Annotated in this window: 26 protein-coding genes and 1 pseudogene; 22 read left to right on the top strand and 5 right to left on the bottom strand. The window is 58.5% G+C overall.

Going from position 1 to position 26,187, the window contains the following annotated elements; all coding sequences use genetic code 11:
• Nucleotides 1–31: 31 nt before the first annotated feature.
• Nucleotides 32–1,579 (top strand): glucose-6-phosphate isomerase, encoded by a 1,548-nt coding sequence (pgi, locus tag AC0V6M_RS14490; RefSeq protein WP_486139487.1) that lies wholly within the window; start codon nucleotides 32–34, stop codon nucleotides 1,577–1,579.
• A 65-nt stretch (nucleotides 1,580–1,644) separates the two neighbouring features.
• On the opposite strand, the gene AC0V6M_RS14485 is transcribed toward pgi, so the two are convergent.
• Nucleotides 1,645–1,914, bottom strand: coding sequence for a GIY-YIG nuclease family protein (locus AC0V6M_RS14485; protein WP_486139486.1), 270 nt, complete (start codon nucleotides 1,912–1,914; stop codon nucleotides 1,645–1,647).
• Nucleotides 1,915–2,214: 300 nt separating this feature from the next.
• Here AC0V6M_RS14485 and AC0V6M_RS14480 point away from each other — a divergent pair, with 300 nt between their 5' ends.
• The 15 genes and pseudogenes from AC0V6M_RS14480 (at nucleotide 2,215) to AC0V6M_RS14410 (ending at nucleotide 17,639) form a co-directional block, all read left to right on the top strand.
• On the top strand, nucleotides 2,215–3,732 hold the full coding sequence (locus AC0V6M_RS14480; protein ID WP_486139485.1) for a DEAD/DEAH box helicase: 1,518 nt from the start codon (nucleotides 2,215–2,217) through the stop codon (nucleotides 3,730–3,732).
• 103 nt (nucleotides 3,733–3,835) lie between these two features.
• Complete coding sequence (gene gorA / locus AC0V6M_RS14475) at nucleotides 3,836–5,182, top strand: glutathione-disulfide reductase (RefSeq protein ID WP_486139484.1); 1,347 nt, start codon at nucleotides 3,836–3,838, stop codon at nucleotides 5,180–5,182.
• Between the two features lie 19 nt (nucleotides 5,183–5,201).
• Nucleotides 5,202–5,924 carry an SDR family oxidoreductase gene (locus AC0V6M_RS14470; protein ID WP_486139483.1) on the top strand — a complete coding sequence of 241 codons (723 nt, stop codon included), beginning with the start codon at nucleotides 5,202–5,204 and terminating at the stop codon, nucleotides 5,922–5,924.
• 70 nt (nucleotides 5,925–5,994) lie between these two features.
• Nucleotides 5,995–7,527: an acyl-CoA carboxylase subunit beta gene (locus AC0V6M_RS14465; protein ID WP_486139482.1), complete on the top strand. Its 1,533-nt coding sequence runs from the start codon at nucleotides 5,995–5,997 to the stop codon at nucleotides 7,525–7,527.
• Between the two features lie 233 nt (nucleotides 7,528–7,760).
• Entirely contained in the window at nucleotides 7,761–8,201 is a 441-nt protein-coding gene (locus tag AC0V6M_RS14460; RefSeq protein ID WP_486139481.1) for a VOC family protein, read from the top strand.
• Nucleotides 8,202–8,308: 107 nt separating this feature from the next.
• Nucleotides 8,309–9,094 (top strand): enoyl-CoA hydratase-related protein, encoded by a 786-nt coding sequence (locus AC0V6M_RS14455; protein WP_486139480.1) that lies wholly within the window; start codon nucleotides 8,309–8,311, stop codon nucleotides 9,092–9,094.
• A 113-nt stretch (nucleotides 9,095–9,207) separates the two neighbouring features.
• A complete protein-coding gene (gene scpA, locus AC0V6M_RS14450) occupies nucleotides 9,208–11,361 on the top strand; it encodes a methylmalonyl-CoA mutase (RefSeq protein WP_486139479.1) in 2,154 nt (717 codons plus the stop codon).
• Complete coding sequence (locus AC0V6M_RS14445) at nucleotides 11,358–12,137, top strand: enoyl-CoA hydratase/isomerase family protein (RefSeq protein ID WP_486139478.1); 780 nt, start codon at nucleotides 11,358–11,360, stop codon at nucleotides 12,135–12,137. The genes scpA and AC0V6M_RS14445 overlap by 4 nt, the downstream gene beginning before the upstream one ends.
• A 49-nt stretch (nucleotides 12,138–12,186) precedes the next feature.
• Nucleotides 12,187–12,591: a lysozyme inhibitor LprI family protein gene (locus AC0V6M_RS14440; protein ID WP_486139477.1), complete on the top strand. Its 405-nt coding sequence runs from the start codon at nucleotides 12,187–12,189 to the stop codon at nucleotides 12,589–12,591.
• The gene (gene bioB / locus AC0V6M_RS14435) at nucleotides 12,592–13,602 is read left to right on the top strand and encodes a biotin synthase BioB (RefSeq protein ID WP_486139476.1); all 1,011 of its coding nucleotides are present in this window, start codon (nucleotides 12,592–12,594) and stop codon (nucleotides 13,600–13,602) included.
• Between the two features lie 307 nt (nucleotides 13,603–13,909).
• Nucleotides 13,910–14,272 (top strand): annotated as a pseudogene (locus AC0V6M_RS14430) (heme-dependent oxidative N-demethylase subunit alpha family protein); the annotation flags it as partial.
• Nucleotides 14,273–14,316: 44 nt separating this feature from the next.
• Nucleotides 14,317–14,640 carry a heme-dependent oxidative N-demethylase subunit alpha family protein gene (locus AC0V6M_RS14425; RefSeq protein WP_486139475.1) on the top strand — a complete coding sequence of 108 codons (324 nt, stop codon included), beginning with the start codon at nucleotides 14,317–14,319 and terminating at the stop codon, nucleotides 14,638–14,640.
• A complete protein-coding gene (locus tag AC0V6M_RS14420; protein ID WP_486139474.1) occupies nucleotides 14,637–15,035 on the top strand; it encodes a lysozyme inhibitor LprI family protein in 399 nt (132 codons plus the stop codon). The genes AC0V6M_RS14425 and AC0V6M_RS14420 overlap by 4 nt, the downstream gene beginning before the upstream one ends.
• Before the next feature lie 81 nt (nucleotides 15,036–15,116).
• A complete protein-coding gene (locus tag AC0V6M_RS14415; RefSeq protein ID WP_486139473.1) occupies nucleotides 15,117–17,135 on the top strand; it encodes an ATP-binding protein in 2,019 nt (672 codons plus the stop codon).
• A 231-nt stretch (nucleotides 17,136–17,366) separates the two neighbouring features.
• Entirely contained in the window at nucleotides 17,367–17,639 is a 273-nt protein-coding gene (locus AC0V6M_RS14410; RefSeq protein WP_486139472.1) for a hypothetical protein, read from the top strand.
• Between the two features lie 14 nt (nucleotides 17,640–17,653).
• On the opposite strand, the gene aroB is transcribed toward AC0V6M_RS14410, so the two are convergent.
• Both aroB and AC0V6M_RS14400 read right to left on the bottom strand, forming a co-directional pair.
• Entirely contained in the window at nucleotides 17,654–18,790 is a 1,137-nt protein-coding gene (aroB, locus tag AC0V6M_RS14405) for a 3-dehydroquinate synthase (RefSeq protein WP_486139471.1), read from the bottom strand.
• Complete coding sequence (locus tag AC0V6M_RS14400; protein WP_486139470.1) at nucleotides 18,781–19,359, bottom strand: shikimate kinase; 579 nt, start codon at nucleotides 19,357–19,359, stop codon at nucleotides 18,781–18,783. Before AC0V6M_RS14400 ends, aroB begins: the two co-directional genes overlap by 10 nt.
• 38 nt (nucleotides 19,360–19,397) lie before the next feature.
• Between AC0V6M_RS14400 and AC0V6M_RS14395 the strand changes: the two genes are divergently transcribed.
• The 5 genes from AC0V6M_RS14395 (at nucleotide 19,398) to AC0V6M_RS14375 (ending at nucleotide 25,063) form a co-directional block, all read left to right on the top strand.
• Nucleotides 19,398–19,583, top strand: a complete 186-nt coding sequence (locus AC0V6M_RS14395) for a hypothetical protein (protein ID WP_472644892.1) — start codon at nucleotides 19,398–19,400, stop codon at nucleotides 19,581–19,583.
• Complete coding sequence (locus tag AC0V6M_RS14390; protein WP_486139469.1) at nucleotides 19,583–21,511, top strand: hypothetical protein; 1,929 nt, start codon at nucleotides 19,583–19,585, stop codon at nucleotides 21,509–21,511. Before AC0V6M_RS14395 ends, AC0V6M_RS14390 begins: the two co-directional genes overlap by 1 nt.
• Nucleotides 21,512–21,529: 18 nt before the next feature.
• Nucleotides 21,530–22,411 (top strand): tyrosine recombinase, encoded by an 882-nt coding sequence (locus AC0V6M_RS14385; RefSeq protein ID WP_486139468.1) that lies wholly within the window; start codon nucleotides 21,530–21,532, stop codon nucleotides 22,409–22,411.
• Nucleotides 22,412–22,420: 9 nt separating this feature from the next.
• Entirely contained in the window at nucleotides 22,421–23,365 is a 945-nt protein-coding gene (locus AC0V6M_RS14380; RefSeq protein WP_486139467.1) for an acetyl-CoA carboxylase carboxyltransferase subunit alpha, read from the top strand.
• Nucleotides 23,366–23,539: 174 nt separating this feature from the next.
• The gene (locus tag AC0V6M_RS14375) at nucleotides 23,540–25,063 is read left to right on the top strand and encodes a M48 family metalloprotease (RefSeq protein WP_486139466.1); all 1,524 of its coding nucleotides are present in this window, start codon (nucleotides 23,540–23,542) and stop codon (nucleotides 25,061–25,063) included.
• Between the two features lie 149 nt (nucleotides 25,064–25,212).
• On the opposite strand, the gene AC0V6M_RS14370 is transcribed toward AC0V6M_RS14375, so the two are convergent.
• On the bottom strand, nucleotides 25,213–25,377 hold the full coding sequence (locus tag AC0V6M_RS14370) for a Flp family type IVb pilin (protein ID WP_486139465.1): 165 nt from the start codon (nucleotides 25,375–25,377) through the stop codon (nucleotides 25,213–25,215).
• 115 nt (nucleotides 25,378–25,492) lie between these two features.
• Complete coding sequence (locus AC0V6M_RS14365) at nucleotides 25,493–25,678, bottom strand: Flp family type IVb pilin (protein ID WP_486139464.1); 186 nt, start codon at nucleotides 25,676–25,678, stop codon at nucleotides 25,493–25,495.
• Nucleotides 25,679–25,791: 113 nt separating this feature from the next.
• On the opposite strand from AC0V6M_RS14365, the gene AC0V6M_RS14360 reads away from it, so the two are divergent.
• Nucleotides 25,792–26,187 (top strand): (deoxy)nucleoside triphosphate pyrophosphohydrolase, encoded by a 396-nt coding sequence (locus tag AC0V6M_RS14360; protein ID WP_486139463.1) that lies wholly within the window; start codon nucleotides 25,792–25,794, stop codon nucleotides 26,185–26,187.

The raw sequence follows: 26,187 nt of genomic DNA, 5'->3' as shown, positions 1-26,187 counted from the left end.
GAGTGGCCTATCACGCCAAGGATATTTGCCCATGACTGATCCGATTTCCACCACTTGGGACGCTATTTGCGCCCTGCCGCCGCCCAAACTGAGCGAATTGTTCGCCGCTGATCCTGATCGTTTGGAGAAGCTGAGCCAGCGTTTGGAGGCCTCGCTTGGGGAGCTGGGCGATCTGGGCATAAGGTTTGATTGGTCAAAAACGCATCTCGATGATGCGATCCTCGATCAGCTTGAGGCCTTGGCTGAGGCAATGGACTTCGACGCTCAGCGCGAGGCATTGTTTGGCGGCGGGACAGTAAACCCGACCGAGGGCCGCGCGGCGACCCACGGTGCAATGCGCGGCAGCGGAACCGAGGCGGATGTCGAGGAAGCACAGGCTCTGACCGCGCGCATGGGCATGCTGGTCGAGGCTATTCATCAAGGCGCTCTGGGAGAGGTCAACCATCTGATCCATATCGGAATTGGCGGCTCCGCCTTGGGCCCTGATCTGGCGGTCGATGCTTTGGCCCGCGATCTCAGTCTGGTGGACGTTCACGTTGTCTCGAACATTGACGGCCTCGCCTTGGAGCAAGCCTTCGCGGCGTGCGATCCGGCCACCACACTGATTGCGATCGCTTCAAAGACCTTCACCACAATCGAAACCATGACCAATGCGGCGAGCGCGCTCAAATGGCTCGGTGACAATGGCGTGGATGACCCGAGCGGCCGTGTGATCGCGCTCACCGCCAATCCAGAAGGCGCGGTGGATTGGGGCGTTGATGAAACGCGCATCCTGCCATTTCCAGAGAGCGTCGGCGGGCGTTACTCACTATGGTCTAGCATTGGCTTCCCGGTCGCGCTGGCGGTCGGCATGGACGATTTTCAGGCGATGCTCGCCGGGGCGCAGGCGATCGATACGCATTTCCGCGAGGCTCAGGGCAGGGCGAACCTGCCGCTGCTCGCGGCCTTTGCTGACCAATATTACACCCGCGCCAGAGGGTGCCAGACGCGCGCGGTTTTCGCCTATGACGAGCGGCTCGATCTGCTGCCCGACTATTTGCAGCAGCTTGAGATGGAATCGAACGGCAAGAGCGTGACGGCCAAGGGCGAACCCGTTGACCGCCCAACCGCCGCCGTGACTTGGGGCGGAGTGGGCACGGATGCGCAGCATGCGGTGTTCCAATTGCTGCACCAGGGCACACATCTGATCCCGGTCGATTTCATCGCCAGCATCGCACCCGGAGACGAGCTGGACCCGGCGCATCACAAGAGCTTGCTGATCAATTGCTTCGCGCAAGGCGCCGCTTTGATGGCGGGCGGCAATATGTCCGCCGATGGCAAAGATCCCGCGCGCGCATTCCCCGGGAACCGGCCCAGCGCGATGATTCTGGTCGATGATCTGGATGCTGCGGCGCTTGGCGCGTTGATCGCTTTTCACGAGCATCGCACTTTCGCGAATGCAGTGCTGATGGGCATCAATCCGTTCGATCAGTTCGGTGTCGAGCTGGGCAAGAAAATGGCCAAGGACATTGATGCAGGCGAAGGTGACTTTGATGCGAGTACTAAGGCGCTGATGGAAGCGGCTGGGATGGCAAATTGAGGCTTATGGATATCATTTACGAAAATCCCCGTTCGTCCTGAGCCTGTCGAAGGACGCGCGCTGGCTTATCTGTTCTGGCGATTGCGTGCCAAACGGCTTATCTCGTCCCAATCGCCACGGATAAGAGCTTCCTTCTTCGCTCGGCTCCAGCCCTTGATACGAAATTCGGCGGCTATGGCTTCTTCCCGGGTCGGGAAGTCTGCGCTCCAGACAAAGACAACAGGTAGACGCTCGGCGGTGTAGCCGGGGAGCGCGCCCGCTTGATGGGTGGCGATCCGTGCATCAAGATCGTCGGTATGGCCCGTGTAGTAAGTGCCATCATTGCAGCGGAGCATGTAGCAATAGAAGGCCATCTCTTGATTGTAAGCTAGGCGCGCGCCCTTCGACAAGCTCAGGGCGAACGGGTGAGGCTGGGAGAGTGGCCGCCAGCGAATTGCTTTGACTTTCCGCCTTTTCTCCTCCAAATGCTGCACTAGCGAAGCGCGCGAGCCAGCGTGAAGCGGCGATTGGACCAAACAATCTGCCCCGGCCGCGCCTCGGTTTATTTCACAGACTTCCCTTTTCACGCGGGCGGTTTTACCCCCGCGCCGCGCGAGCTAAGCCTCTGCGCGCCGCAAATATATTGCGAATTATCAATGACAAATTCATCTGAACAGACGGTCCAATTTGAAGACCTCGACCTGTCACAGCCCATTCTTCAGGCATTGGACCTGAAGGGCTATACCACGCCAACCCCGATCCAGGCGCAGGCGATCCCGCCCGTGTTGGAAGGCCGCGACCTGCTGGGTATCGCGCAAACGGGCACCGGCAAAACGGCGGCATTTATGCTGCCCAGCATCGACCGGCTCCGCGAGAGTGACAACCAGATCCCGTTCAAATCCTGCCGCATGTTGGTGCTCGCGCCGACCCGCGAGCTGGCCGGGCAAATCGCCCAAAGCGCCAAGGATTATGGCGCGATGGCGGGCATGAAAGTCCACTCAATCGTCGGCGGCACCAGCGTCAATAAAGACCGGAACAAGCTGCATCGCGGAACCGACATCCTGGTCGCGACCCCTGGTCGCTTGCTCGATCTGATCGACCAAAAAGCGTTCAACCTGTCCGGCGTTGAAATCCTGGTTCTCGATGAAGCGGATCAGATGCTCGACTTAGGCTTTATCCACGCCCTGCGCCGGATCAGCCAATTGGTGCCGAAAGAGCGCCAGACCCTATTCTTCTCGGCGACCATGCCAAAGCAGATCAAGGAACTGGTGAAGGGCTATTGTCACAACCCGGTTCAGGTCTCTGTCACTCCGGAATCGAGCACGGCAGAGCGGATCGATCAGTACCTCTTCATGGTGCAGCAAAATGAGAAGCAATCGCTGATCGAAATGGTGTTGTCTGGCCGCCATGAGGTGCCCGGCAAGATTGAGCGTGTGCTGGTCTTTACCCGCACAAAGCACGGCGCAGACCGCGTCGTGAAGAAGCTTGCTCAAGCCGGCATTGGCGCCAACGCGATCCATGGCAACAAATCACAGCCGCAGCGGGAACGCGCGCTTAGCGAGTTTAAACGCGCTAAAACGCCAGTTCTCGTGGCAACCGACGTGGCCGCGCGCGGGATTGATATTCCGGGCGTCAGCCACGTCATTAACTACGAATTGCCCAATGTGCCAGAGCAATATGTCCACCGCATCGGCCGCACCGCGCGCGCCGGCAAGGACGGGGTTGCAATCGCATTCTGCGCTGAGGATGAGCGCGCATACCTCAAAGACATTACCCGCACGACCGACGCTGAGTTTGAGCGGCTAGACCTGCCGGAAAACTTCCGCGCCGTTGTAGAGGGCGTTGGCCCGACTAAGCCTGCGCCACGCGGTCAAAACCGTGTTGCCAAGAAAAAGGTTCGCCCAAAACCCTTCGGTGGTCAGCGCTCCGGCAGTGGAAAGCCGCAGAGTGATGGCGCTGGCGGCGGCGATGGCCGTCCACAAGGCAAGCCTAAGCAAAAGCACGGTGCGCGCAAAGGCCGGCCGAACCGCAGTGGCGGTGGGGGTGGCGGAGGCCGTCCGGGTGGCAGCAGCGGCGGCGGTCGTCCAGGCGGCGGTGGTGGTCGTCCGGGAGGCGGTGGCCGTGGTCGTTCAGGCGGCGGCGGGCGCACTGGCGCTCGCACTTCGCAAGGGTAACCAAGCGGGGCTGATGCGCGAATAGCTCTTCAAATCGTCTGCGCGCTTGGCAAGTCCCCGCTGGGTCGCCATATCGCGCCCAGCATAAGGGAGCATCGCCGCAATGGCCGAATACGATTTCGATCTCTTCACTATCGGAGCAGGGTCCGGCGGCGTCCGCGCCAGCCGCATAGCCGCCGCGCATGGCGCGCGCGTGGCCGTGGCAGAGGAGCATCGCTTTGGCGGGACCTGCGTCATTCGCGGCTGTGTGCCTAAGAAGATGCTGGTCTACGCCAGCATGTTCGCCGAAGAATTGAATCACGCCTCACACAAGGGGTGGACGCTGGGAGAGACGAGTTTCGATTGGTCTGTTCTGCGCGATTTCGTGAACTCAGATGTAGACCGGCTTGAAGGTTTGTACGGCAACACCTTGGACAATGCCGGGGTTGAAGCAATCCACGAACGCGCGGAAATCACTGGACCGAATTCGGTCAAATTGGCGTCGGGTCGAGAGATCACTGCGAAGCATCTTCTGATCGCGACGGGCGGCTGGCCATTGGTGCCCGAGTTCACTGGCAACGAGCACTGCATTACGTCGAATGAGATATTCTACCTCGATGAGTTTCCCAAGCGCCTGATGGTGATGGGCGGCGGATACATCGCTGTGGAATTTGCCGGTGTGTTCAATGCGCTGGGCAGTGATGTGACGCTGGTGAATCGATCTGATACGATCCTGCGAACCTATGACCAAGATATCGTCGATCGCTTGCCCCCCATCATGCGGGCACGCGGCATGGATATTCAACTCGGCGCTCAAATCGAGAATATCACGAAGAACGCTGATGGCTCGCTAGCGGTAACGCTGACCAATGGCACAGTGAAAGAAGTTGATCACGTACTGGTCGCTACCGGGCGCAAACCCAACACCGATGGCTTGGGCCTTGAAAATGCGGGTATCGAATTGGGTCCAAAGGGCGAAATCCCGGTCGATGCTCATTCGAAGACAGTCTGCAACAGCGTCTATGCGGTGGGCGATGTGACCGACCGAGTGCAGTTGACCCCGGTTGCAATTCGCGAAGGACATGCCGTTGCCGATACCTTGTTCGGCGGCAATCCGCGCACAATCGATCATTCCTGCATCCCAAGCGCCGTTTTCAGCCAGCCATCAATTGCCGCGGTTGGTCTGACAGAGGCTGAGGCGCGGGAACATTATGCAGAGGTTGCGATCTACACCTCTGATTTTCGGCCGATGAAAAACGTGTTCTCTGACCGCATGGAGCGCGGCCTGTATAAGATGGTGTGCGATGGTAAGAGCGGCCAAGTTTTGGGCTTGCATCTGATCGGTCCGGAGAGCGCGGAGATTATTCAAGCCGCAGCGGTGGCGATCAAGGCGGGTCTGACCAAGGCAGACTTTGACGCAACCACGGCCATTCACCCAAGCATGGCGGAAGAGCTGGTGCTGCTAAAATAGGCGCGCTAGGCTCCGCGTCATGGACCTTAAAAACAAGACGATATTGCTCACTGGCGGCACCGCCGGGATTGGGCGCCAAATGGCGCGTCAACTGAAAGCCAAAGGCGCGAACGCCGTGCTCACCGGCCGCAATCCAGATCGGATAGCGGCAATGCAGGCGGAGGGCTTGGAGGTCATCTTAGCCGACCTCTCCAATGCCGCTGGTGTAGACGCCTTGCTGGCGGAATGGGGCGAGCGGGAGCTCGATATCCTGATCAACAATGCAGGGCAGTTGGTGGACCATGATTTCCGCAAGACCCCTCCTGATCCGAACGCGGCGGATGATTGCATTTACGCCAATCTTAACGCGCCGATCCGCCTGATCGAAGGGCTCATGACAAAACTACAGTCCGCCCCTGAGGCGGCAATCGCCAATGTTACCTCAGGCCTTGCCATCGCGCCCGCCGCGCGTCAGCCGATCTATTGCGCGACCAAATCTGGATTGCGGTTCTATACTCTTGCCTTGCGCGAACAGTTGAAGGACACGCGCGTCAAAGTTATCGAAGCATTGCCTCCGGTGGTGGACACGCAAATGAACCACAGCAATCCGATGAAGAAAATGCCCGCCGGGGAATGCGCGCGGCAAATCGTCGAAGCAATCGAGAAGGGCCGCGACGAGGCGAATATCGGCATGACGAAGGCCCTACGCGTGATGGAATCGATTTCACCTGCTGTCGCCAAGCGAATAACTCTGCCGTTTTGACCGATTGACGCTGCTGCGCTTCTGCGGCAACGACCTAAGCATAATCTACAACAAATGCAGGGGCACCAAGATGTCTGCCAATATTGCTGAGATGGAACGCCGCAGAGATGCCGCTAAGTTGGGCGGCGGCGAAAAGCGCATTGCCGCGCAGCACGCCAAGGGTAAATTGACCGCGCGCGAACGGCTCGACGTTCTGCTGGACGAGGGCAGCTTCGAAGAGCTCGACACCTATGTTGAGCATGATTGCGTCGATTTCGGCATGGCGGATCAGAAGATTCCGGGCGACGGAGTGGTCACGGGCAGCGGCACGATCAATGGCCGCTTGGTCTATGTTTACAGCCAGGATTTTACCGTTTTCGGCGGAAGCTTGTCGAAACGCCATGCAGAGAAAATCTGCAAGGTGATGGACAATGCGATGAAGGTCGGCGCGCCTGTCATCGGCCTCAACGATTCCGGCGGTGCCCGCATTCAGGAAGGCGTCGCCTCGCTTGGCGGCTATGCGGACGTTTTCCAGAAGAACGTGCTTGCAAGCGGCGTTGTGCCTCAGCTTTCATTGATCATGGGGCCATGCGCGGGCGGCGCGGTGTATTCGCCAGCGATGACGGACTTCATCTTTATGGTGAAGGACAGCTCCTATATGTTTGTAACCGGGCCTGATGTGGTGAAGACGGTAACGAACGAGGAAGTGACGCAAGAGGAATTGGGCGGCGCGGTGACGCACACGACCAAGACCAGCGTTGCTGACAATGCGTTTGAGAACGACATTGAGACCCTGCTCGCGACCCGCAAGTTCTTCGATTACCTGCCGCTATCCAACCGCGAAGAAACCCCCGAATATATCACCAGCGATCCGTGGGACCGTGAAGAGCCATCGCTCGATACGCTGATCCCGGACAATGCGAACCAGCCCTATGACATGCATGAGGTGATCGCGAAGACGCTGGACGAGGGCGATTTCTTCGAAATTCAGCCCACCCATGCCGCCAACATCATTTGCGGGTTTGGCCGGGTCGAAGGGCGCACCGTGGGCGTGGTCGCCAACCAGCCAATGGTGCTTGCCGGTGTGCTTGATATAAATGCCTCGAAGAAGGCCGCGCGTTTTGTGCGGTTCTGCGATGCGTTTGAAATTCCGATCCTCACATTGGTTGATGTGCCGGGCTTTCTGCCGGGGACCGATCAGGAGCATAATGGGATCATCAAGCACGGCGCGAAATTGCTGTTCGCTTACGGCGAGGCGACTGTTCCGAAGATCACGATCATCACCCGCAAGGCCTATGGCGGGGCGTATGACGTCATGGCGTCAAAGCATTTGCGCGGAGACCTAAATTACGCTTGGCCCACCGCTGAAATCGCCGTGATGGGCGCGAAGGGCGCGGTGGAGATTATTTTCCGCGAGGATCGCGGCGATGCAGAAAAGATCGCTGAGAAAACCAAGGAATATGAAGACCGCTTTGCGAACCCATTCGTGGCGGCATCGCGCGGCTATATTGACGAGGTGATCTACCCGCACTCAACCCGGCGCAGGGTAGCGCTCGGCCTGCGCAAGCTGCGGGGTAAGCAGCTAGAGAACCCGTGGAAGAAGCATGATAATATTCCGCTGTGATTGAGGGTTTGGAATTTGAAGCGTTCTCCCTTGTTCGACTTATTCTGACAAATTGTGCTTGGATCGGAGGGCTTGTAGCCGGTTTGAAAGCTGCTGATCGCTGGAACAAATGGATCGGCTGGGCTGTGGGCATTGGCGTTGCGCTAACGCTATATGCGTTATTCTTCCCAGTGATCGAACTACTGCAAGGGAAAATGTGTCAGATCGAGCCATTGATAGAGGATTGCTACTAAATGAAACTAGGCCGCTTAAATCACGTGGGCGTTGCGACGCCAAGCATCGCGGGCTCTATCGCGCATTACCGCGATGTGATGGGCGCGACTTCGATCTCAGATGAGATCATTCTGGAAGATCGCGGGCTCAAGGTCGTGTTTGTGGATACGCCGACGCATTCCGGAATGGATGGTACTCAGATCGAGCTGATCGAAGAGCTGACACCCGGTGAGACTGCGATCACCGCATTCCTGGCGAAAAATCCCTTGGGCGGACAGCATCACGTCTGTTTTGAGGTCGAGGATATTGACGAAGCGCGCGCGTGGTTTGAGGGGCAGGACAAGCGCATCCTCGGCCCGACCATCCCGGGGGCGCATGGGACGCCTATCTTTTTCGTCCATCCCAAAGATATGCAGGGCATGCTTACCGAGATTATGGAAACGCCTAAGGGCGATCATTGAGTGCATACCGTTCGCCCTGAGCTTGTCGAAGGGCTGCTCTTTCTTTTGGAGCGACGGATCATAAGAAGGGCAGGGCTTCGACAGGCTCAGCCCGAACGGAGTTATAGATGACCTACGAAACAATCCGCGTGACACGCGATGGCCCATTGCTGACGATCACTCTCAACCGGCCCGATCGTCTGAACGCGATGCCGCCGGAAATGGCGGATGAAATTTGCGATGTGTTCTATGATCTCGGCGATGCTCGCGCGGTTCTCATCACCGGGGAGGGTAAAGGCTTCTGCTCTGGTGCGGACCTATCTGCGCGCGGGGACCGCAGCGAAGCCGACCTTAGAGGCGGGAGCCACAAGGCGCTTCAAAATCACTACAATCCTGCGATCAGCCAAGTGCTGCGGGCGCCCGTGCCAGTGATCTGCGCGGTCAACGGCCCAGCGGCTGGCGTTGGCTGCTCGCTCGCTCTTGCAGCGGATTTCACCATCGCCAGCAAATCCGCTTATTTTCTTCAGGCTTTCGTCAATATCGGCCTGGTGCCTGATGGCGGCTCGACCTGGCTGATATCGCGCGCGATTGGCCGCGCTCGTGCAACCCGCATGATGATGCTGGGCGAGAAAATCGGCAGTGAGCAGGCAGAGGAGTGGGGCCTGGTTTACAAAGCTGTCGAGCCAGATCAGTTGATGAGTGAAGCGCGCGCTTTGGCAGAAAAGCTAGCCAATGGTCCAACCCAGGCCATCCGCATGATCAAAGAGAACCTTAATTTGGCGCTTGATGGCACAGTCCAGCAGGTGTTTGTCCAAGAGGCAGAGGCTCAGCGCATTGCCGGTGCGAGCGACGATGCAAAAGAGGGCGGCATGGCATTCCTCGAAAAGCGCAAGGCAGAGTTTAAAGGGGCGTAATACCTTCAAAGCATCCGCCCTGAGCTTGTCGAAGGGCCGCATTTTCCTCTAACCTTGTGCGACAGAACAAGCAGGGCTTCGACGGACTCAGCCTGAACGGATATTGTTAGATTATGACTGAAAAACCAAACTCAGCCGATTGGAAAGCGCTTGCGGACAAAGAGTCCAAAGGCCGTGATCTCACGTGGCAAACGCCAGAAGGCTTTGCGATCAAGCCGCTTTATACCGGCGAAGATCATGCAGATTTCGATCCCGGCCTGCCGGGTTTTGCGCCGTTTACGCGCGGAGTGAAGGCGAGCATGTATGCTGGGCGTCCTTGGACCATCCGGCAATATGCAGGCTTTTCCACTGCCGAGGAATCGAATGCGTTTTACCGGCGCAATTTGGCGGCGGGGCAAAAGGGTTTATCGGTGGCCTTCGATCTCGCCACCCACCGCGGCTATGACAGCGACCATGCCCGCGTCGTCGGCGATGTTGGCAAGGCTGGCGTCGCGATCGACACCGTGGCGGATATGCAAGTGTTGTTCGACCAGATCCCGCTCGACACCATGTCTGTCTCAATGACGATGAATGGCGCGGTGATTCCTGTGATGGCGTTTTACATCGTCGCGGCAGAGCGTCAGGGTGTGAGCCAGGGCAAACTCTCAGGCACGATCCAGAACGACATTCTAAAAGAGTTCATGGTCCGCAACACCTACATCTATCCGCCAGAGCCGAGCATGCGGATTGTGTCGGACATCATTGGCTACACCAGCGCCAACATGCCGAAGTTCAACAGCATCTCGATCTCGGGCTATCACATGCACGAGGCCGGAGCGACGGCGGTGCAGGAGCTCGCCTTCACCATTGCCGATGGCAAGGAATATGTGAAACGCGCGATGGCGACCGGACTGGACATTGATGCGTTTGCAGGGCGGCTGTCGTTCTTCTTCGGCATCGGCATGAACTTCTTCATGGAGATTGCGAAGCTGCGCGCCGCGCGGACTCTGTGGTATCGCACAATGGATGATCTTGGCGCTCAGTCCGAACGCTCCAAAATGCTGCGCACGCACTGCCAGACGTCTGGCGTGTCGCTGCAAGAGCAAGACCCGTACAACAACGTCATCCGCACCACGGTGGAGGCGATGGCTGCTACGCTGGGCGGGACGCAAAGCTTGCACACCAACGCGCTTGACGAGGCGATTGCCCTGCCAACCGATTTTTCTGCCCGCATTGCGCGCAATACGCAGCCGGTCCTCCAAGAGGAAAGCGGCATCACCAATGTCGTCGATCCGCTCGGCGGCTCGCATTACATAGAGGCGCTGACCGCTACCTTGGTGGACGAAGCGGAAAAGCTGATTGCCGAAGTGGACCAAGCGGGCGGTATGACCGCCTATGTCGATACGGGCGCGCCCAAGGCAGCGATTGAGCGCGCAGCGGCGGAGAAACAGACCGGGATCGACAAGGGCGAAACCGTGATCGTCGGGGTGAATAAATATCAGCTGGCCGAAGAGCAGCAGATCGAAACGCTCGATATCGACAATGCTAAGGTCCGTGCGGGCCAAATCGAGCGCCTGAAACAAGTTCGCGCTGACCGCGATGAAGTCGCTTGTCAGGCGGCGCTCAGAGCGCTCACGGCCGGCTGCACTTCGGGTGGCAACGTGCTTGGATTGGCCGTTGAGGCGGCTCGCCACGATGCGACGCTTGGTGAGATTTCATCCGCGATGGAGCAGGTGTTTGGTCGCCATGATGCGACGCCAAAGCCGGTTAGCGGTGTCTATGCCAGCGCCTATGAATTCGACCAGCGCTGGGCGCAGGTGACGGACGGCGTGTCGGCGGTTGAGCGTCGGCTCGGCCGCAAGCCGCGCATTATGGTCGCGAAGATGGGGCAGGATGGGCACGATCGCGGGGCCAATGTGATCGCCTCGGCCTTTGCCGATATGGGATTTGAAGTGATCAGCGGCCCGCTGTTCCAGACCCCTCCAGAGGCGCGCGATATGGCGCTGGAGCATGATGTTGACGTGATCGGGGCAAGCTCGCTCGCCGCAGGGCATAAGACCTTGATCCCGGAGCTTATCAACCTGCTGAAAGAGGCTGGCCGCGCGGATATCAAAGTGACCGCAGGCGGCGTCATCCCTCCGCAGGATTATGACTTCCTGCGTGAAGCGGGCGTGCAGGGCATTTATGGTCCAGGCTCCAACGTGGTCGAATGCGCAGCCGATATTCTGACGCTGCTCGGCCACAATATGCCGCCATTAGGCGAGGGACTTGAGGAGGCGGCTGAGTGAGCGAACCGACCGTAAATTTCTCCGTGGCTGACGGCATCGCGCATGTTGAACTGAACCGGCCGGACGCAGGCAACGCCATAAACCCTCGCTTGGGCGAAGAGCTATCAGACGCCGCGCGGCAATGCGATACGCGGTCGGATGTGCGCGCCGTACTGTTCTCTGCCAAGGGTAAGATGTTCTCCGTGGGTGGTGATCTGCAATATATCCGTTCTCAAGATCAAGACATCGGCCATGCCGTCAAGCGGCTGGCCGATGAACTACACCGTGCGATTTCGTACTTTGCGCGCATGGACGCTCCGATGGTGGGAGCCATTGAAGGGACCGCGGCTGGCGCTGGCTTTAGCATGGCCTTGGTCAGCGATATTGTGGTAGCGGAACCGCGCGCCAAATTCACCATGGCCTATACCACTTCGGGGCTTAGTCCTGATGGCGGATCGACCTATATTCTGCCGCGCCTGATCGGAATGCGCCGCGCGCAAGATCTGACGTTGACGAACCGGGTTTTGAGCGCGGAAGAAGCCGCCGAATGGGGCCTGATCACCCAAGTGAGTGAGGAAGGTAAAGCGTTTGAAACGGCGCGTGCCATATGCGAAAAGCTGGCGGACGGTTCACTTGCCGCGAATGCGGACGCCAGGCATCTCTTGCGGACCTCGCTTGACAACACGCTTGAGACGCATCTTGAACTTGAAGGGCGCTGTATTGCCAAAAACGCTGACGGGGATGGCCGCGAAGGCATTGCGGCGTTCTTTGAAAAGCGCAGACCCAATTTCAGATGACTGAAGTCTGTCCCGACTGGACTCGATCAATTACCAAGGAAATTTCACAATGATGTGGATCGCACTTTTGGCCAGCACAACCGGTCTTATCGGGGTGAATGGCTGCGACCGAGAGGCCGCAACGGCGGGCGTTCAGGTGGCTGTCAACGCATGCTCCTTCTTCGATTTGGGCGAAGCGGAAGAGAACCTCGACAATGCCTTCAGCGATGCCGCTGCTCAGGCGGTTTCTAACGATAGGCGCCGCGGCAAGATTGATATTGCGATGACCGACCTCAGCCTGCTGACCGAGGCGCAAGAGCAATGGACCCGCTTTCGCGAGGCTCATTGCGCGGCGATGGCTGGCCCACAGCAGGGCAGCTCCGCCGATTGGCCGGAAATCAAAAATGGCTGCATGATTTCAATGACCGATACGCGCACTGCGCAGCTCCAAGCCTATACCCGTGAGGTAAGATAAGTGACCCCGATACGTAACGATTGGACCCGCGAAGAGATTGCGGGCCTGTTTGACCTGCCATTTACCGAGCTGCTGTTTCAGGCAGCGAGCACTCACCGCGAAAACCATCCGCCAGAGCAGGTGCAACTGTGCACTTTGCTGTCGATCAAGACCGGTGGTTGCCCCGAGGATTGCGGCTATTGCAGTCAGTCTGTGCATGCGGATAGCGGGGTAGAGGCGACCAAGCTGATGGATGTGCAGGCTGTCCTGCAATCCGCGGCTCAGGCAAAGGATCACGGCAGTCAGCGGTTCTGCATGGGCGCCGCCTGGCGCAATCCCAAAGACCGCGACATGCCCGCAATTGTCGAGATCGTAAAAGGCGTGCGGGAGATGGGTCTTGAAACCTGCATGACGCTCGGCATGCTGACCCCGAAACAGGCGGATATGCTGGCCGAGGCGGGCCTCGATTATTACAATCACAACATCGACAGCAGCCCGGAATATTACGAGCGCGTGATCAGCACGCGCGGCTTTGATGAGCGGATCGAAACGCTCGATCACGTTCGCAATGCTGGGATCAATGTCTGCTCTGGCGGGATCGTGGGCATGGGCGAAACGCGCGAGGATCGCGTCGGCTTCGTGCACACTTTGGCGACTTTGGAGGCCCATCCTGAGAGCGTGCCAGTCAACGCGTTAGTACCGGTAAAGGGCACGGTGCTGGGCGATATGCTGGCGGACACGCCGCTCGCCAAGATCGATGATATTGAGTTCGTCCGCACCGTTGCTGTGGCCCGGATTACGATGCCGATGAGCATGGTGCGGCTGTCCGCTGGACGCGAGAGCATGAGCGAGGCGACACAGGCTCTGTGTTTCCTCGCGGGCGCGAATTCGATCTTTACCGGAGACAAGCTGCTGACTGCGCCCAATGCGGGCGATGACAGCGATGGGGCGCTGTTTGCGAAGCTGGGACTGACGGCGCTCAAGCAAGAGGAGCCGTTGAGAGCGTGTAAAGTGAGTGAGCCCGCGGAGTGAGAAAGCTCACATATGTTGCAGCCGTGCTTTTGACAGGCTTGATGTATGTTGCGGGCTATGTGGCGCAATTCATCACTACAGTGCTGGCCATGTCATTCGATTTGCCCGGCCCATTGAGTGATGGGCCTTTTGCGTGGGTTTGGTTTGCTCTGAGTGTGGCAATTCTCTTTGTAATCTCGTTCGCTTTTTGCGCTTGGTTGGTTCGCCGAAGTGAACGAAATGCCGTCGATAGATCGACGTTCGAGTGACCCTCGGCTTCTCCGTCGATGAGCTTCTGCCCAAGGCACGCGGAGGCGGGCAGCTCAAGATGAGCCTTAGCAAACTCTCCGAAGACAATTGGCTCCAACCAAATCCTGACACCGCCGCGAGGCGCAAAAGCTTCGCAGAATTTCCAGAAGGCGCTCAACTGACGGCAAAGGCCCTGGAGCCGGGACAAGAATTGGCCGCGATGCTGGGCCTCAAAGGCGGCCTTATCGAGGCGGCAATGACGCATCATGAGGACATGTGCTTGCTCACACAGTTTGATGGCGAAGAGCATTATCGCTTGATCGGAACGGCGGTGGCGTGGCCGAGCGATTGGCGTCCAGCCGACAAAATGGGGCTTCCTCTGCGCGCGCTGCATGCGTCTATTGCTGGCTATGAAGAGCAACTGGCGAGCGGGGTTGATCACTTTATGGCGAAGCTCCATCCGGGCCAAATTTATGGCCGCTGCAATTGGTTTGTCGCGCCGACGGGGAGAAGCGCTGGCTCGCGGACAAGCCTGCACCAATCGCCTTTGCCCATGTCTCGCCCGAGAATGCTGGCGAAACCTTGTTTGTCCGCTCGGAGCGGCAGACCCTGCGCCGCCTGCCGAAAACCGGCGTAATCCTGTTCACCATTGGCATTTACGTCGAACCGCTTGGCGCGCTGAGTGAGGCCAATATCGCTCGGCTAGCGGTGGCGGCTCAGACCCTGCTGGCGAATGAGGGTGACCGCAGAGGCGCGCCGCATTATGCAGCGAGCCTCAGCGCATTTGCCGCGCGAAAGGACCAGACATGATTTACGCTCTCTTCCTGCTACTCCAGGCTGATTACGTCCCAGCTTGCGACCAAGAAAAGGCCGATCAAGGCATTCAGCAAGAGATGAATATCTGCGCGCTCAATGACTATTTAGCCGCGGATAAAAAGCTCAATGAGCAATGGGCGATCACCTCGTCTGTGATGAAATCTCGCGATGAAGGCTGGAAACCCGATTGGGACGAGCGCCCTGGCTATTTTGACAGTCTGCTTGCCTCGCAGCGCGCTTGGCTGAAGTATCGCGATGCGCATTGCCGGGTGGAGGGATATGTCGCGCGTGGTGGCTCGATGGAGCCGCTGCTCGTTTCCACCTGTAAGACCAGCCTAACCGAAGCGCGAACACAGGAATTACGCTCGCTTGCAGACAGTCCTGCTTAGGGTGATACTGGCGCCGTCTTGCTTGGCGCGCCTCGAGACGGCATAGCGCTTGTCATTATTCTTCACGCTAGGGGGCCAAATTTGTTTTCCAAGATACTGATTGCCAATCGCGGTGAAATCGCTTGCCGAGTTATCAAGACTGCGCGCAGGATGGGGATTGCGACAGTCGCCGTCTATTCCGATGCGGATGCGCGCGCGCCATTTGTGAAAATGGCGGATGAGGCGGTGCATATTGGGCCTGCGCCGGCTGCGGAGAGCTATCTGATCCCGGAAAAGATCATTGCGGCTTGCAAGGAAACGGGCGCAGAGGCGGTGCATCCCGGCTATGGTTTTCTTTCCGAACGGGCGAGCTTCGTCGAAGCGCTTGCGAGGGAGAACATCGCGTTCATCGGTCCGCCAGCGGGCGCGATTGCGGCGATGGGTGACAAGATTGAATCGAAAAAGCTCGCAAAGGAAGCGGGCGTCAACGTAGTGCCGGGCTTCGTTGGCGAAATCCGCGACACGGATCATGCCGTCGAGATCGCGAACGAGATTACCTATCCGGTGATGATGAAGGCGTCCGCTGGCGGCGGGGGCAAGGGCATGCGCCTCGCATGGTCCGAAAAGGACGTGCGCGAAGGCTTTGAAGCCACCAAGCGCGAAGGGCTCAATTCCTTCGGCGATGACCGTGTCTTCATCGAGAAATTCATCGAAAACCCGCGCCATATCGAAATCCAGATATTGGGCGATAAGCATGGCAATATCCTCTATCTGAACGAGCGTGAGTGCAGCATTCAACGCCGCCACCAAAAGGTCGTGGAAGAAGCGCCGTCGCCCTTCGTTACGCCGAAAATGCGCAAAGCCATGGGCGAACAATCGGTCGCTCTGTCGCGGGCGGTGGATTACCACTCTGCCGGCACAGTGGAGCTGATTGTCAGCGGTGCGGATCCGACAGGGGAGAGCTTCTACTTCCTCGAAATGAACACCCGCCTGCAGGTCGAACACCCCGTAACCGAGGCGATCACGGGGATTGATCTGGTCGAACAGATGATCCGCGTGGCCGCTGGTGAAGAATTGGCGATGACGCAGGATGACATCGGTATTGAAGGCTGGTCGATTGAGAACCGAGTCTATGCCGAAGACCCCTATCGCGGGTTCCTCCCCAGCACGGGGCGCTTGGTTGAATATCGGCCTCCGCTTGCTGGATGGACTGATGACGGCAGCGCCAATGGCCGGCGCGGTGTTGACGGTGTGCGGGTCGATGACGGCGTCTATGAAGGCGGCGAGGTTTCGATGTTCTACGATCCAATGATCGCGAAGCTGATCACATGGGGCGAGACACGCGATGAAGCGGCGGACAAACAGATCAAGGCGCTCGACAATTTCCGGCTCAAGGGGCTGGGGCACAATGTCGATTTTCTTAGCGCGATTATGCAGCATCAGCGGTTTCGCTCTGGCGAGCTGACGACCGGCTTTATCGCCGAAGAATATCCCGACGGTTTTGAAGGCGCGCCTGCGGATGAGGCATTCATGCGCCAGCTTGCGGCGCTCTTTGCCGGGGCGGAATTCACCGAACGCACGCGCGCTCAGCAGATTTCTGGACAGATGGCGAAAATGCCTAATCCGCCCTCTGATTGGTCGGTGAAGATCGGTGATCGGACTTTTGAGGTGCTGCTGGAAGAAGGCGGCGCGGCGATCGAAGGCGTGGCGATTCGCGGGACTTGGGATTGGGTGCCTGGCATGCGCTCCGCCGAGGTCACGGGCGAGAATGGCATCGGTATTCAGATTGAACGCAGCGGTGTGCGCTGGCGGATCACTACGCGCGGCGCGTCGCATGATGCGCTTGTTCTGCCTGCGAGCATCGCTCCTCTGGCTGACCATATGATCGAGAAGATCCCGCCGGATCTTTCCAAAATGCTGATCTGCCCAATGCCCGGCCTGCTTGTGAAACTGCACGTGGGCGAGGGCGACGAAGTGCAGCCAGGACAACCCTTGGCCACGGTTGAGGCGATGAAGATGGAAAACATCCTCCGCGCTGAAAAAGAAGGCACAATTGCTAAGGTGAATGCGACCGAAGGCGAGAGCTTGGCAGTGGATGCAGTGATCTTGGAGCTTGAATAGAGCGTCACCGCGTCATGCAATCGCGGTGTTGCGTTTTAAGAAACTTACCATTTCTTTTGCTGTTTTACGCAAGATTATTCCAATTTTGTAAAACAAGTCTGGTTTGGTTGTGCCAAATTCGGACGTGGCACTTGTTGGAATACGACAATCTTTCGAATTCGCTGGCCAATCGGAAGAATGCTGGCAATCTTTGAACTCGTCCCGAATCAGCGGGGCCATTCGGGGGTCGAAATGGCAAAGCAAGGCACAGGTTTTTTTGACAGCAAAGGCCACTACTTTCGCTCGCCTGATGAGGCGACGTGCAGTGACTTGGCGGCTTTGCTTGGACAGATCGGCGATGGCGAAAGCCTCGCGCCAGGAATCGCACACACGCTGCTAAAAAGGCGGGCCGACATAGAGCGTTTGTTCGCAGAGCACGACGCCATGCTGATCGAGCAAGAGCGGATCAAGGCCGCGCTTGAAGGACTGCCAGATAAGGTCGCGAAGCTGCCCACGCGGGGCTGAGGCTCCGCTCTCAGTTAGCCTGCAGCCAACTGTTCATCCAAAAACACAGCAACATCGGCCAGGTCGACATCGCGCGCGACAAAGGCCTCGCCAATCGCATTGAGCAACAGGAATGGCAGCGTGCCGCCCGCCATTTTCTTGTCATGCCTCATGTGATCGACCAGCTTTGCTCCGCCGCACGATAGGCCTAGTTCGCTGATTTCTGATCTGAGGCCTGCATTCTCCAGCGCTCGTTTGGCACGGTCAGCATCCGCCATGCTGAAATGTCCGCGCCGCGCGGAATAGCGGGCGGCGAGCACCATGCCGAGCGCGACGCCTTCACCGTGGAGCAGTTCCTGCGAAAAGTCGGTTTCTGCTTCCAAAGCGTGCCCGAATGTGTGGCCCAGATTGAGCAAAGCGCGCCTGCCGGAAAGCTCACGTTCGTCCTCGGCGACAATGCGCGCTTTGGATCGGATACTAGTGGCTATAGCGTGGGTGAGGGCCTCTGGCTCGCGGGCGATCACATTGGCGCCATTTGCCTCCAACCAGTCGAAGAATTCTACATCGCCTAACAGGCCGTATTTCAGCACTTCGGCATAGCCTGCGCCCATCTCGCGCGGCGGCAAAGTGGCGAGTGTTTCTGGGTCGATCAACACAGCATTCGGTTGATGAAATGCCCCGATCAGGTTCTTTCCCGCCCCGGTGTTGATCGCAGTTTTACCGCCAACCGAGCTATCCACTTGTGCAAGCAGTGTGGTGGGAATTTGCACGAATCCGCAACCGCGCTTAAGCACAGAGCAGGCAAATCCGGTAAGGTCGCCAACAACTCCTCCGCCGAGCGCACAGACATTGTCCCCGCGCTCAATGCCAAGCTCGAGCAGCCAATCGGTTAGCTTTTCAAGCACACCCCAGCTTTTCGCGCCTTCCCCTGGCTCAACCACAAACCAGTCAGCGGTAAAGCCTGCCGATTGAAGCGAGCGCTCGATGGCATCGCCGTAAATCCGCTTGGTGGCTGTATCGGCAACAAATGGCACTGCGCGCTGCGGAGCGCTTCCGGCTGCGCCATAACTCTTGAAAAAGGGCTCAGCGACGCGCGCGAAATCACTCAACAGTCCATGATCAATGGTGACATCGTAGCTGCGCCCACCCAGTTCAACTGGAATTACATGCATTGGTCTATTGCCTCGATAATGCGGTGGGCCACGTCGTTATGCGGGCCGTCCATGCTTTGGACCCTGATTTGGGCCTGCGAGTAGAAGGGTTCGCGCTCATTATAAAGGCGCGTCAGAATTTCCTTGGGATCGCCAGTGCGCAGCAGCGGGCGCGTGTTGCGCCGCGACGTCCGCTCCACCAGAGTGTCGATATCGCAATCGATCCAAACCGCAATTGCCTTGTCCAAAATCAAAGCGCGCGTTTGATCATCGACGAAGGCGCCGCCGCCGGTTGCGATCACGCCGGAGTGTTCCTCCATCAATCTAGCAATGACGCGCCGCTCTCCATCGCGAAAATATGCCTCACCAAACTCATCGAAAATCTCAGAGATTTTGCGCTGGGCGGCCTCTTCAATCGCATCATCAGCGTCAACGAAATCGCGCGAGAGCATGCTGGCAAGCCTTCGCCCAACTGTGGATTTGCCAACACCCATCAATCCGACCAGCACAATGGGGTGTGCGGTCTTGCGCTTTATACGCGCAATCTCGGCGGCAAAATCATCGTGGTTTGTAACGGGCTGCTCAGTCATTGCCGCATGGCCTATAGATGGGGTAGGGCGCGTGCAATATGGCTCGCACACATGGCACGATTAGACCTATGGAGAAACCGGCGGGGCGCCCCGGTGGCGGCGGGCGCTGGAAATGGTATTTGATAGCGGTGATAATTGCGGTGATAGTGCTGGCATGGGTTGATGGCGGTGAGGAACCGCTGCATCCGATTGTGCAAGAAATTAATGTGCCGGAGGCGCAGTGATGCATGGTTTGAAGATTACGCGCGGTGTTCCAAGCCCGCCTGCTGGTAAGCGCACGCATGTTGTTGCCGCAGCAATGGGCGCGGCTGTCCTGACGGGCGCTCTCGCTGCTGGCTATGCAGGCGCGCAAGATGCGCCGGAATCGCTCCTGCCGCCAGGCTTTGACGATCCGGCTCCGCCACCTCCGCCGCCGCCTCCACCCCCTCCGCCGCCAGCGGGTGTGAGCCCGGGCGGGCCAAGCGGCCCTGTGCCCACTGGGCCGGTCGCGCCGCCGCCACTACCTGGAGGCGGGGAATTGCCGCCTGTGCCGAGCATTTCGAGTGACGCGCTGGGCAATTTGCCGACCGTTGCCGAGCTGGAGGGTATGTCGACTGACGAGCTCGACGACTTGCTCGGTCTGAAGCCGCGCTATGATATACCGCCTGCTGCCCGCCGGGCGCTCACGCAAGTTGGCGTGCTGAGCGAAGAGGAAGGCGGATTGCCCACCGCGTCGCTGGCCAATCAACCGGCCGAATTGGTTCGCGCTGCGCTTGATGGGACCAAGGGCCAATTGGTTTCGCGCTGGGGTCATATCTTGCTGCGCCGTGCGGCGGTGAGCCGGCTTGAGACGCCCGAGGGTATGAACCCGGTGGAATTTGCTGCCTTGCGCGCTGGTCTGCTCAATCGCTTGGGCGAGTTCGCAGCGGCCCGCGCTTTGGTGCAAGACGTCGACACAGGCAATTGGAACACGCCGCTGACGACGGCGGCGCTGCAATCCTATGTTGCCACATCTGATTTCGTCGGCGCGTGTCCAGCGGTTCGCTTGCAAGGCTCAGAACGCGATGATCCGCGCTGGGTCATGTGGCAGGCGATCTGCAACGCCTATGCTGGCGAAAGCGCTCTGGCTGGAGCGCAGCTTGACCGTGCGCTCGACAATTCCATCGCCCCGGAAATCGATATCCTGCTGGCGCGCCGATACGCGGGCGCTGCGGGCAGCGGCCGAAGGGCGGTTGATGTGGATTGGGAAGGGGTGGAAGACCTCAACCCATGGCGCTTCGCCTTGGCCAATGCTGTTGGTGAGCCGGTGCCAGAGGCGCTGGTTGAAGAAGCGGGCGCGTATTATCACCGCGCCGCCGCAATTGGGGCAATGGTGGCTTTGGGAGAGCGGGCGAAATATGCCGCTCGCGCCAGCAGTGAAGGCATTTTGTCCGCCTCCGCCATGGTTGGGCTCTACAGCCAGATATACGCTGACGATAATATCACTGGCGAGGTGGCAGACACCGCGACCCGCCTGCGCGAGGCCTATGTTGGCGGCGATCCATCCGCGCGATTGGCGGCGATGCAAGCGATCTGGGGCGAACCCTCGGAAGGCGGCGCGATCGCGGATTACAGCGGCTATGTCATGACCGCATATGCGGCGGCGCGCATGCCCGCCAACAGCAGCTTGGCAGACCAATCGGGCGCGCTGATTGCATCGATGCTAGCCGCTGGGCTGGACCGTGACGCGCTCGCCTGGGCCGAAGTGGTGCCGGGCGGAAGCCTTGGCTGGGCTTTGATCGTGCTGTCACAGGCAGAACGCGGCGTGCCCGCTTCGTCTGATGAATTGAGCGAGTTTGTTGGCAATGATGCCAGCGCTCGGCAGCGCAAATCTCAGTTTCTCATCGCTGGCCTTGCAGGGCTAGGCCGGATCAGCAGTGCGGATCGCTCGGCCTATGAGGACGAGCTCAGCCTTGATTTGGGGCGCCAGAGCAAATGGTCTCGCATGATCTCCCGCGCTGGTGAGGTCGAAAATCAAGCTCTCGTATCCTTGCTCGCTGGGCTTGGTATGCAGGGGGAAAGCTGGGAACAAATGACGCCCCGGCACCTCTATCATATCGTGTCTGCGCTAAACGCAGCCGGGCTTGGCGCAGAGGCACGCATGATCGCTGCGGAGGCGGTTGCGCGCGGCTAAGGCCGGAGCGCTGAGACAATGTCAGCCGCGACAAAAGCCTTTCTCGATATGCTGGCGGCGGAGCGTGGCGCGGCGCCGAACACTTTGTCTGCTTATGCGCGCGATCTGAGCGGCGCGGAGGAAGAGATTGGCGATTTAGCTAAGGCGAGCCGAGGTGATGTGTCGAAGCTTGCCGGCGTTTGGGCCAGCCTCGCGCCATCGACTGTCGCGCGAAAAACCTCTGCGGTTCGGCAATTCTTTGGCTTTGCGCTGGACGAGGGGTGGCGCGAGGATGATCCCTCTGGCGCCTTGCCTCAGCCGCGAACGCGTCGACCGCTGCCCAAAGTGCTCTCGCACGATGATATCGCGGCATTGTTCGACCGAGCTGAAATGGAGGCAGAGAGCGGCAAGCCTGACCGGGTCAGGCAATTGGCGCTATTGGAACTGCTCTATGGATCGGGCTTACGCGCGACTGAACTTGTCTCGCTACCGCTTAGCGCGGTTCCGCGTGATGCGCCGTTCCTCACGGTCATGGGCAAGGGCGGTCAGGCGCGGATGGTGCCCGTCAGTCAGCGAGCGCAGGAGGCTTTGTCGGCATGGTTGGAAGTGCGCCCGCAAGAGCCTCGCCATCTGTTCCCCTCGCGCGGCGCCAAACATCTCAGCCGAGTGAGGCTGTTCCAACTGCTTAAAGAACTGGCAGCGCGCGCTGGGCTAGACCCCAAGGGCATCAGTCCGCATGTCCTGCGACACGCGTTTGCGACGCATCTGCTTGAGGGCGGGGCAGACCTACGTGTGCTGCAAACATTGCTTGGCCATGCCGATATCGCCACCACTCAGATTTACACCCATGTGGACGCAGCCAGGCTCGTGGCTCTGGTCAATTCGCGCCACCCGCTTGCCACCCGCGGCACATCGGACTAGCGCAATTTTATGACTGCTTACCTCGAATTTGAGAAACCCGTTGCCAAGCTTGATGAGCGCATTGCCGAATTGCGCAGCGCGTCAGAAGACGATGAAGTGGATATCGCGAGCGAGATTACGCGCCTCGAAACCAAGAGCGCCGATTTGCTCGCAACGACCTATGCCTCGCTGACGCCGTGGCAAAAGACACAAGTTGCGCGGCACCCCAATCGCCCGCATTTGCGTGATTATATCGAGCATGCCTTTGATGATTTCGTGCCGCTGGGTGGAGACCGCTATTACGGCGATGATGATGCGATAATCGGGGGTTTTGCGAGACTTAACGGCCGCCGGATCATGCTGATTGGGCATGAAAAGGGGCACAACACGGAAACCCGGATCAAGCACAACTTCGGCATGGGTAAACCTGAGGGCTATCGCAAAGCGATCCGTCTGATGGAAATGGCCGGACGCTTCGGTCTGCCGGTAGTGACTTTGGTCGATACATCGGGCGCATTTCCCGGTGTCGAGGCGGAAGAGCGCGGCCAAGCAGAAGCAATCGCGCGCTCGACAGAGGCGTGTTTGGCGTTGCCCGTGCCGATGGTCGCCGTGATTGTGGGCGAGGGCGGTTCTGGCGGCGCGGTCGCCTTGGCCAGCGCAGAACGGGTCTTAATGCTGGAGCATGCGGTTTATTCGGTGATTTCGCCGGAAGGCTGCGCATCGATCCTGTGGAGAACGGCGGATAAGGCGCCCGAAGCAGCGCAAGCGATGAAAGTGACGGCGCAGCATCTCAAGCGCCTCGGCGTGATTGATCGGATCGTAAAGGAGCCGGTTGGCGGCGCGCACCGTGACCCAGCCGCGACAGCAGCGAACCTGGGCAAGGCGATCAGCAAAGAACTGGACGCTTTGGTCGAATTGCCCAGCGAAACTCTAATCCGGACCCGCGAGGAACGCTTCCTGCAAATGGGCGGTTAGCGCCGCCCCGGGGTGCGCAATGCGCGCCCTTTTGCACGTATCGCGCGGTGAGGAGGGCCCATAGGGCTTGCCCAAAGCGTTGTTTTCCCGATATCCTTGAAACAGATCCGTGAACGCGGATGAAAGGGTGCAGCTTCTGGTGGAATGCTGCTTTTGAGGACCGGGAGAACCACTATGCCCCAGACAATTGCATCCAATTCGAAACGCGCAGGCTTGCGCCGGATACGTTCCAGCCGAGCTCTGACCGCGACTATGGCGGCGCCATTAGCATTGGCGCTTTCGGGTTGCTTGGGCGGGGCGCCAATCCCCTCTGCGTCAACTCCAATCACTCAGACCGAAGCGCAGCAAGGCGCTGAATTTCATCCGCAATTGCTCGCCGAGTTTGGCGGTGCAATGACCGGACCTCAGGCCGCCTATGTCGAACAGGTGGGAAAGAATATTGCGACGCAATCCGGCCTCGGCAATGCGCGCGCGAGCTTTACGGTCAGCACGCTCAACAGCTCGGTAAACAATGCTTTTGCCGTGCCCGGCGGCTATATTTACACGACCCGCCAGCTCGTCAGCCTGATGAATAATGAAGCCGAATTGGCGGCCGTTTTGGGGCACGAGGTTGGCCATGTGGCCGCGCGTCATTCCCAGCGCCGCCAGCGCGCTGCTCAGCGCAATCAGATCGGCGGAGTTCTTGGTGCGGTGCTATCCGGCGTGCTGCTCGGCGATAGTCAGATAGGAAATACTGTCAGTCGCGGCATTCTGCAGGGTTCGCAGATGCTTACCTTGAGCTTTTCGCGCAGCCAGGAATTGCAGGCGGATGAGCTGGGCATCGAATATCTCAGCCGTGCGGGTTACGATACGCGGGCGATGGGGACGGTTTTGGCCAGCCTAGCAGCGCAAAACTCTCTTGATGCGCGGCTTCAGGGGCGCAGTGATGCGACCGTACCAGCCTGGGCGTCGACTCACCCAGATCCCGCAAGCCGGGTGCAAACCGCCCTTTCAAAAGCCGGTCCCAGCGCCGGTGGAACGACCAATCGTGACACATTCTTAAGCCGAATCGATGGCGTGATTTATGGCGATGATCCCGAGCAAGGGGTGATTGAAGGACGCCAGTTCATCCACCCTGAACTGCGACTGTCGTTTACTGCGCCTCAGGGTTTTTACATGGTCAATGGATCGCGCGCGGTTAATGTTAATGGTCAGGGAGGCCAGGCTCAGCCGACCCTTGCGCCCTATGCCGGTGATCTCAGCAGCTACGTGCGCCAGCAATTCACGACTTTAGGCGGACAGGATCAGCAACTCTCCCCTTCCAGCATCCAGCGCACGACCGTTAATGGAATCAGCGCCGCCTATGGAACGGCGCGGGTCAACAATGGCAATTCACAAGTTGATGTGGTCGTGTTCGCCTATGAGTTTGCGCGCGACCGGGCCTATCACTTTACGGCCATCACGCCAGCGGGGCAGGGCAATGCGTTTACAGCGATGTTCAATTCCATGCGGCGAGTCAGTGCAAGCGAGGCTAGTCAAGTGATCCCGCGGCGCATCGATGTGGTGACTGTTGGCCGAGGCGATTCGGTTCAATCCTTGAGTCGGCGCATGGCCTATTCCGATTCCCAAGAGGCCCGGTTTCGGGTTTTAAACGCCTTGGGTTCTGGTGAAGGGGTGCGGGCAGGACAGAAAGTGAAGCTGGTTGTTCGCGCGCGTTAATGCCTCGGATCGTTAAGCGACGCATTTGGCGCTGAAGGATGCAAGGGTTGTGAGCTTTGTGATCTTCGAAAAGCTGCACTCTATCTATTTTGGGCAAAAAAAGCGGCGGGGGAAACCCCCGCCGCTCTCTTTTCGATAAGTCTTACGACTTAGCCAGCCATAGACGAAGCTACGGTTGAGAAAGTGGTGTTCAGCTGAGTGCCGAGGCCCTGCATGGCGCCGATTGCAGCAACAGCGATAAGAGCAGCGATCAGGCCGTACTCAATTGCGGTTGCGCCCTGCTCGTCAGCGAAAAGTTTGTTAAAGAATTTCATTTGTAGTCTCCTGGTTCAGTCTTCGATACCCATGCCCACTCTGATTCGGAGTAAGCATTTTTGGTTTTAATTATGAGCTATTGAAAAAATCCTAATCCGTAGGCTTTCCAAAAAGTTAACCGCCCATAACCTCAGTAACGGCAGATTGTACGGTAGCCCAAAGTCCGGTGTTCTCATCCGCAACAGCGCGAAGAGCCCCCAAAATTGCGATCACGATCAAACTGACGATCAGACCGTATTCAACGGCCGTGGCAGCTTTTTCGTCGCTCCGAATTTTTCTCAGAGTTTTAAAGAAAGACATGTTCACTTCCGTCAATTACGTTCTCGATGAACAGACAAATGATCGCAGCGCGTTAAGAAAAGGTTGATGGCGGCGACAAAAATGGAAAAAATTCCGACATGAGGATGAACTGGATGCCTGTTGCCGCAGGCGCTCTACAGGGCGCAGATGGTATGTGGCTGATGCATCGGCGGCCTTTACACAAAGCGCATGGAGGGCTGTGGGAATTCCCTGGCGGTAAGGTCGAATCGGGGGAAATCCCTAGGTATGCGTTGATTCGCGAGCTTCACGAAGAGCTCGGCATTGTGATTGAGCCAGAGGATTGCGCGCCTGCTGGATTCGCAGAAGACAATAGAGCGCTGGACGAAAGCCAGATTGTCATTCTTCTTTACACAATCGCCAAATGGCAGGGCCTGCCCGCTGCATTGGAAGGCGGCGAAGTCGGTTGGTTCACGCCAGAGCAGATCGATGCGCTCGACAAACCGCCCCTGGACGTAACGCTGGCCAAGCAGCTTTTCAAAAAAGCATGA

It is taken from the genome of Erythrobacter sp. JB3-1, from assembly GCF_057364995.1.
Note: the sequence above shows the minus strand (reverse complement) of the source record. Positions and strands in the feature narration are given on the sequence as shown.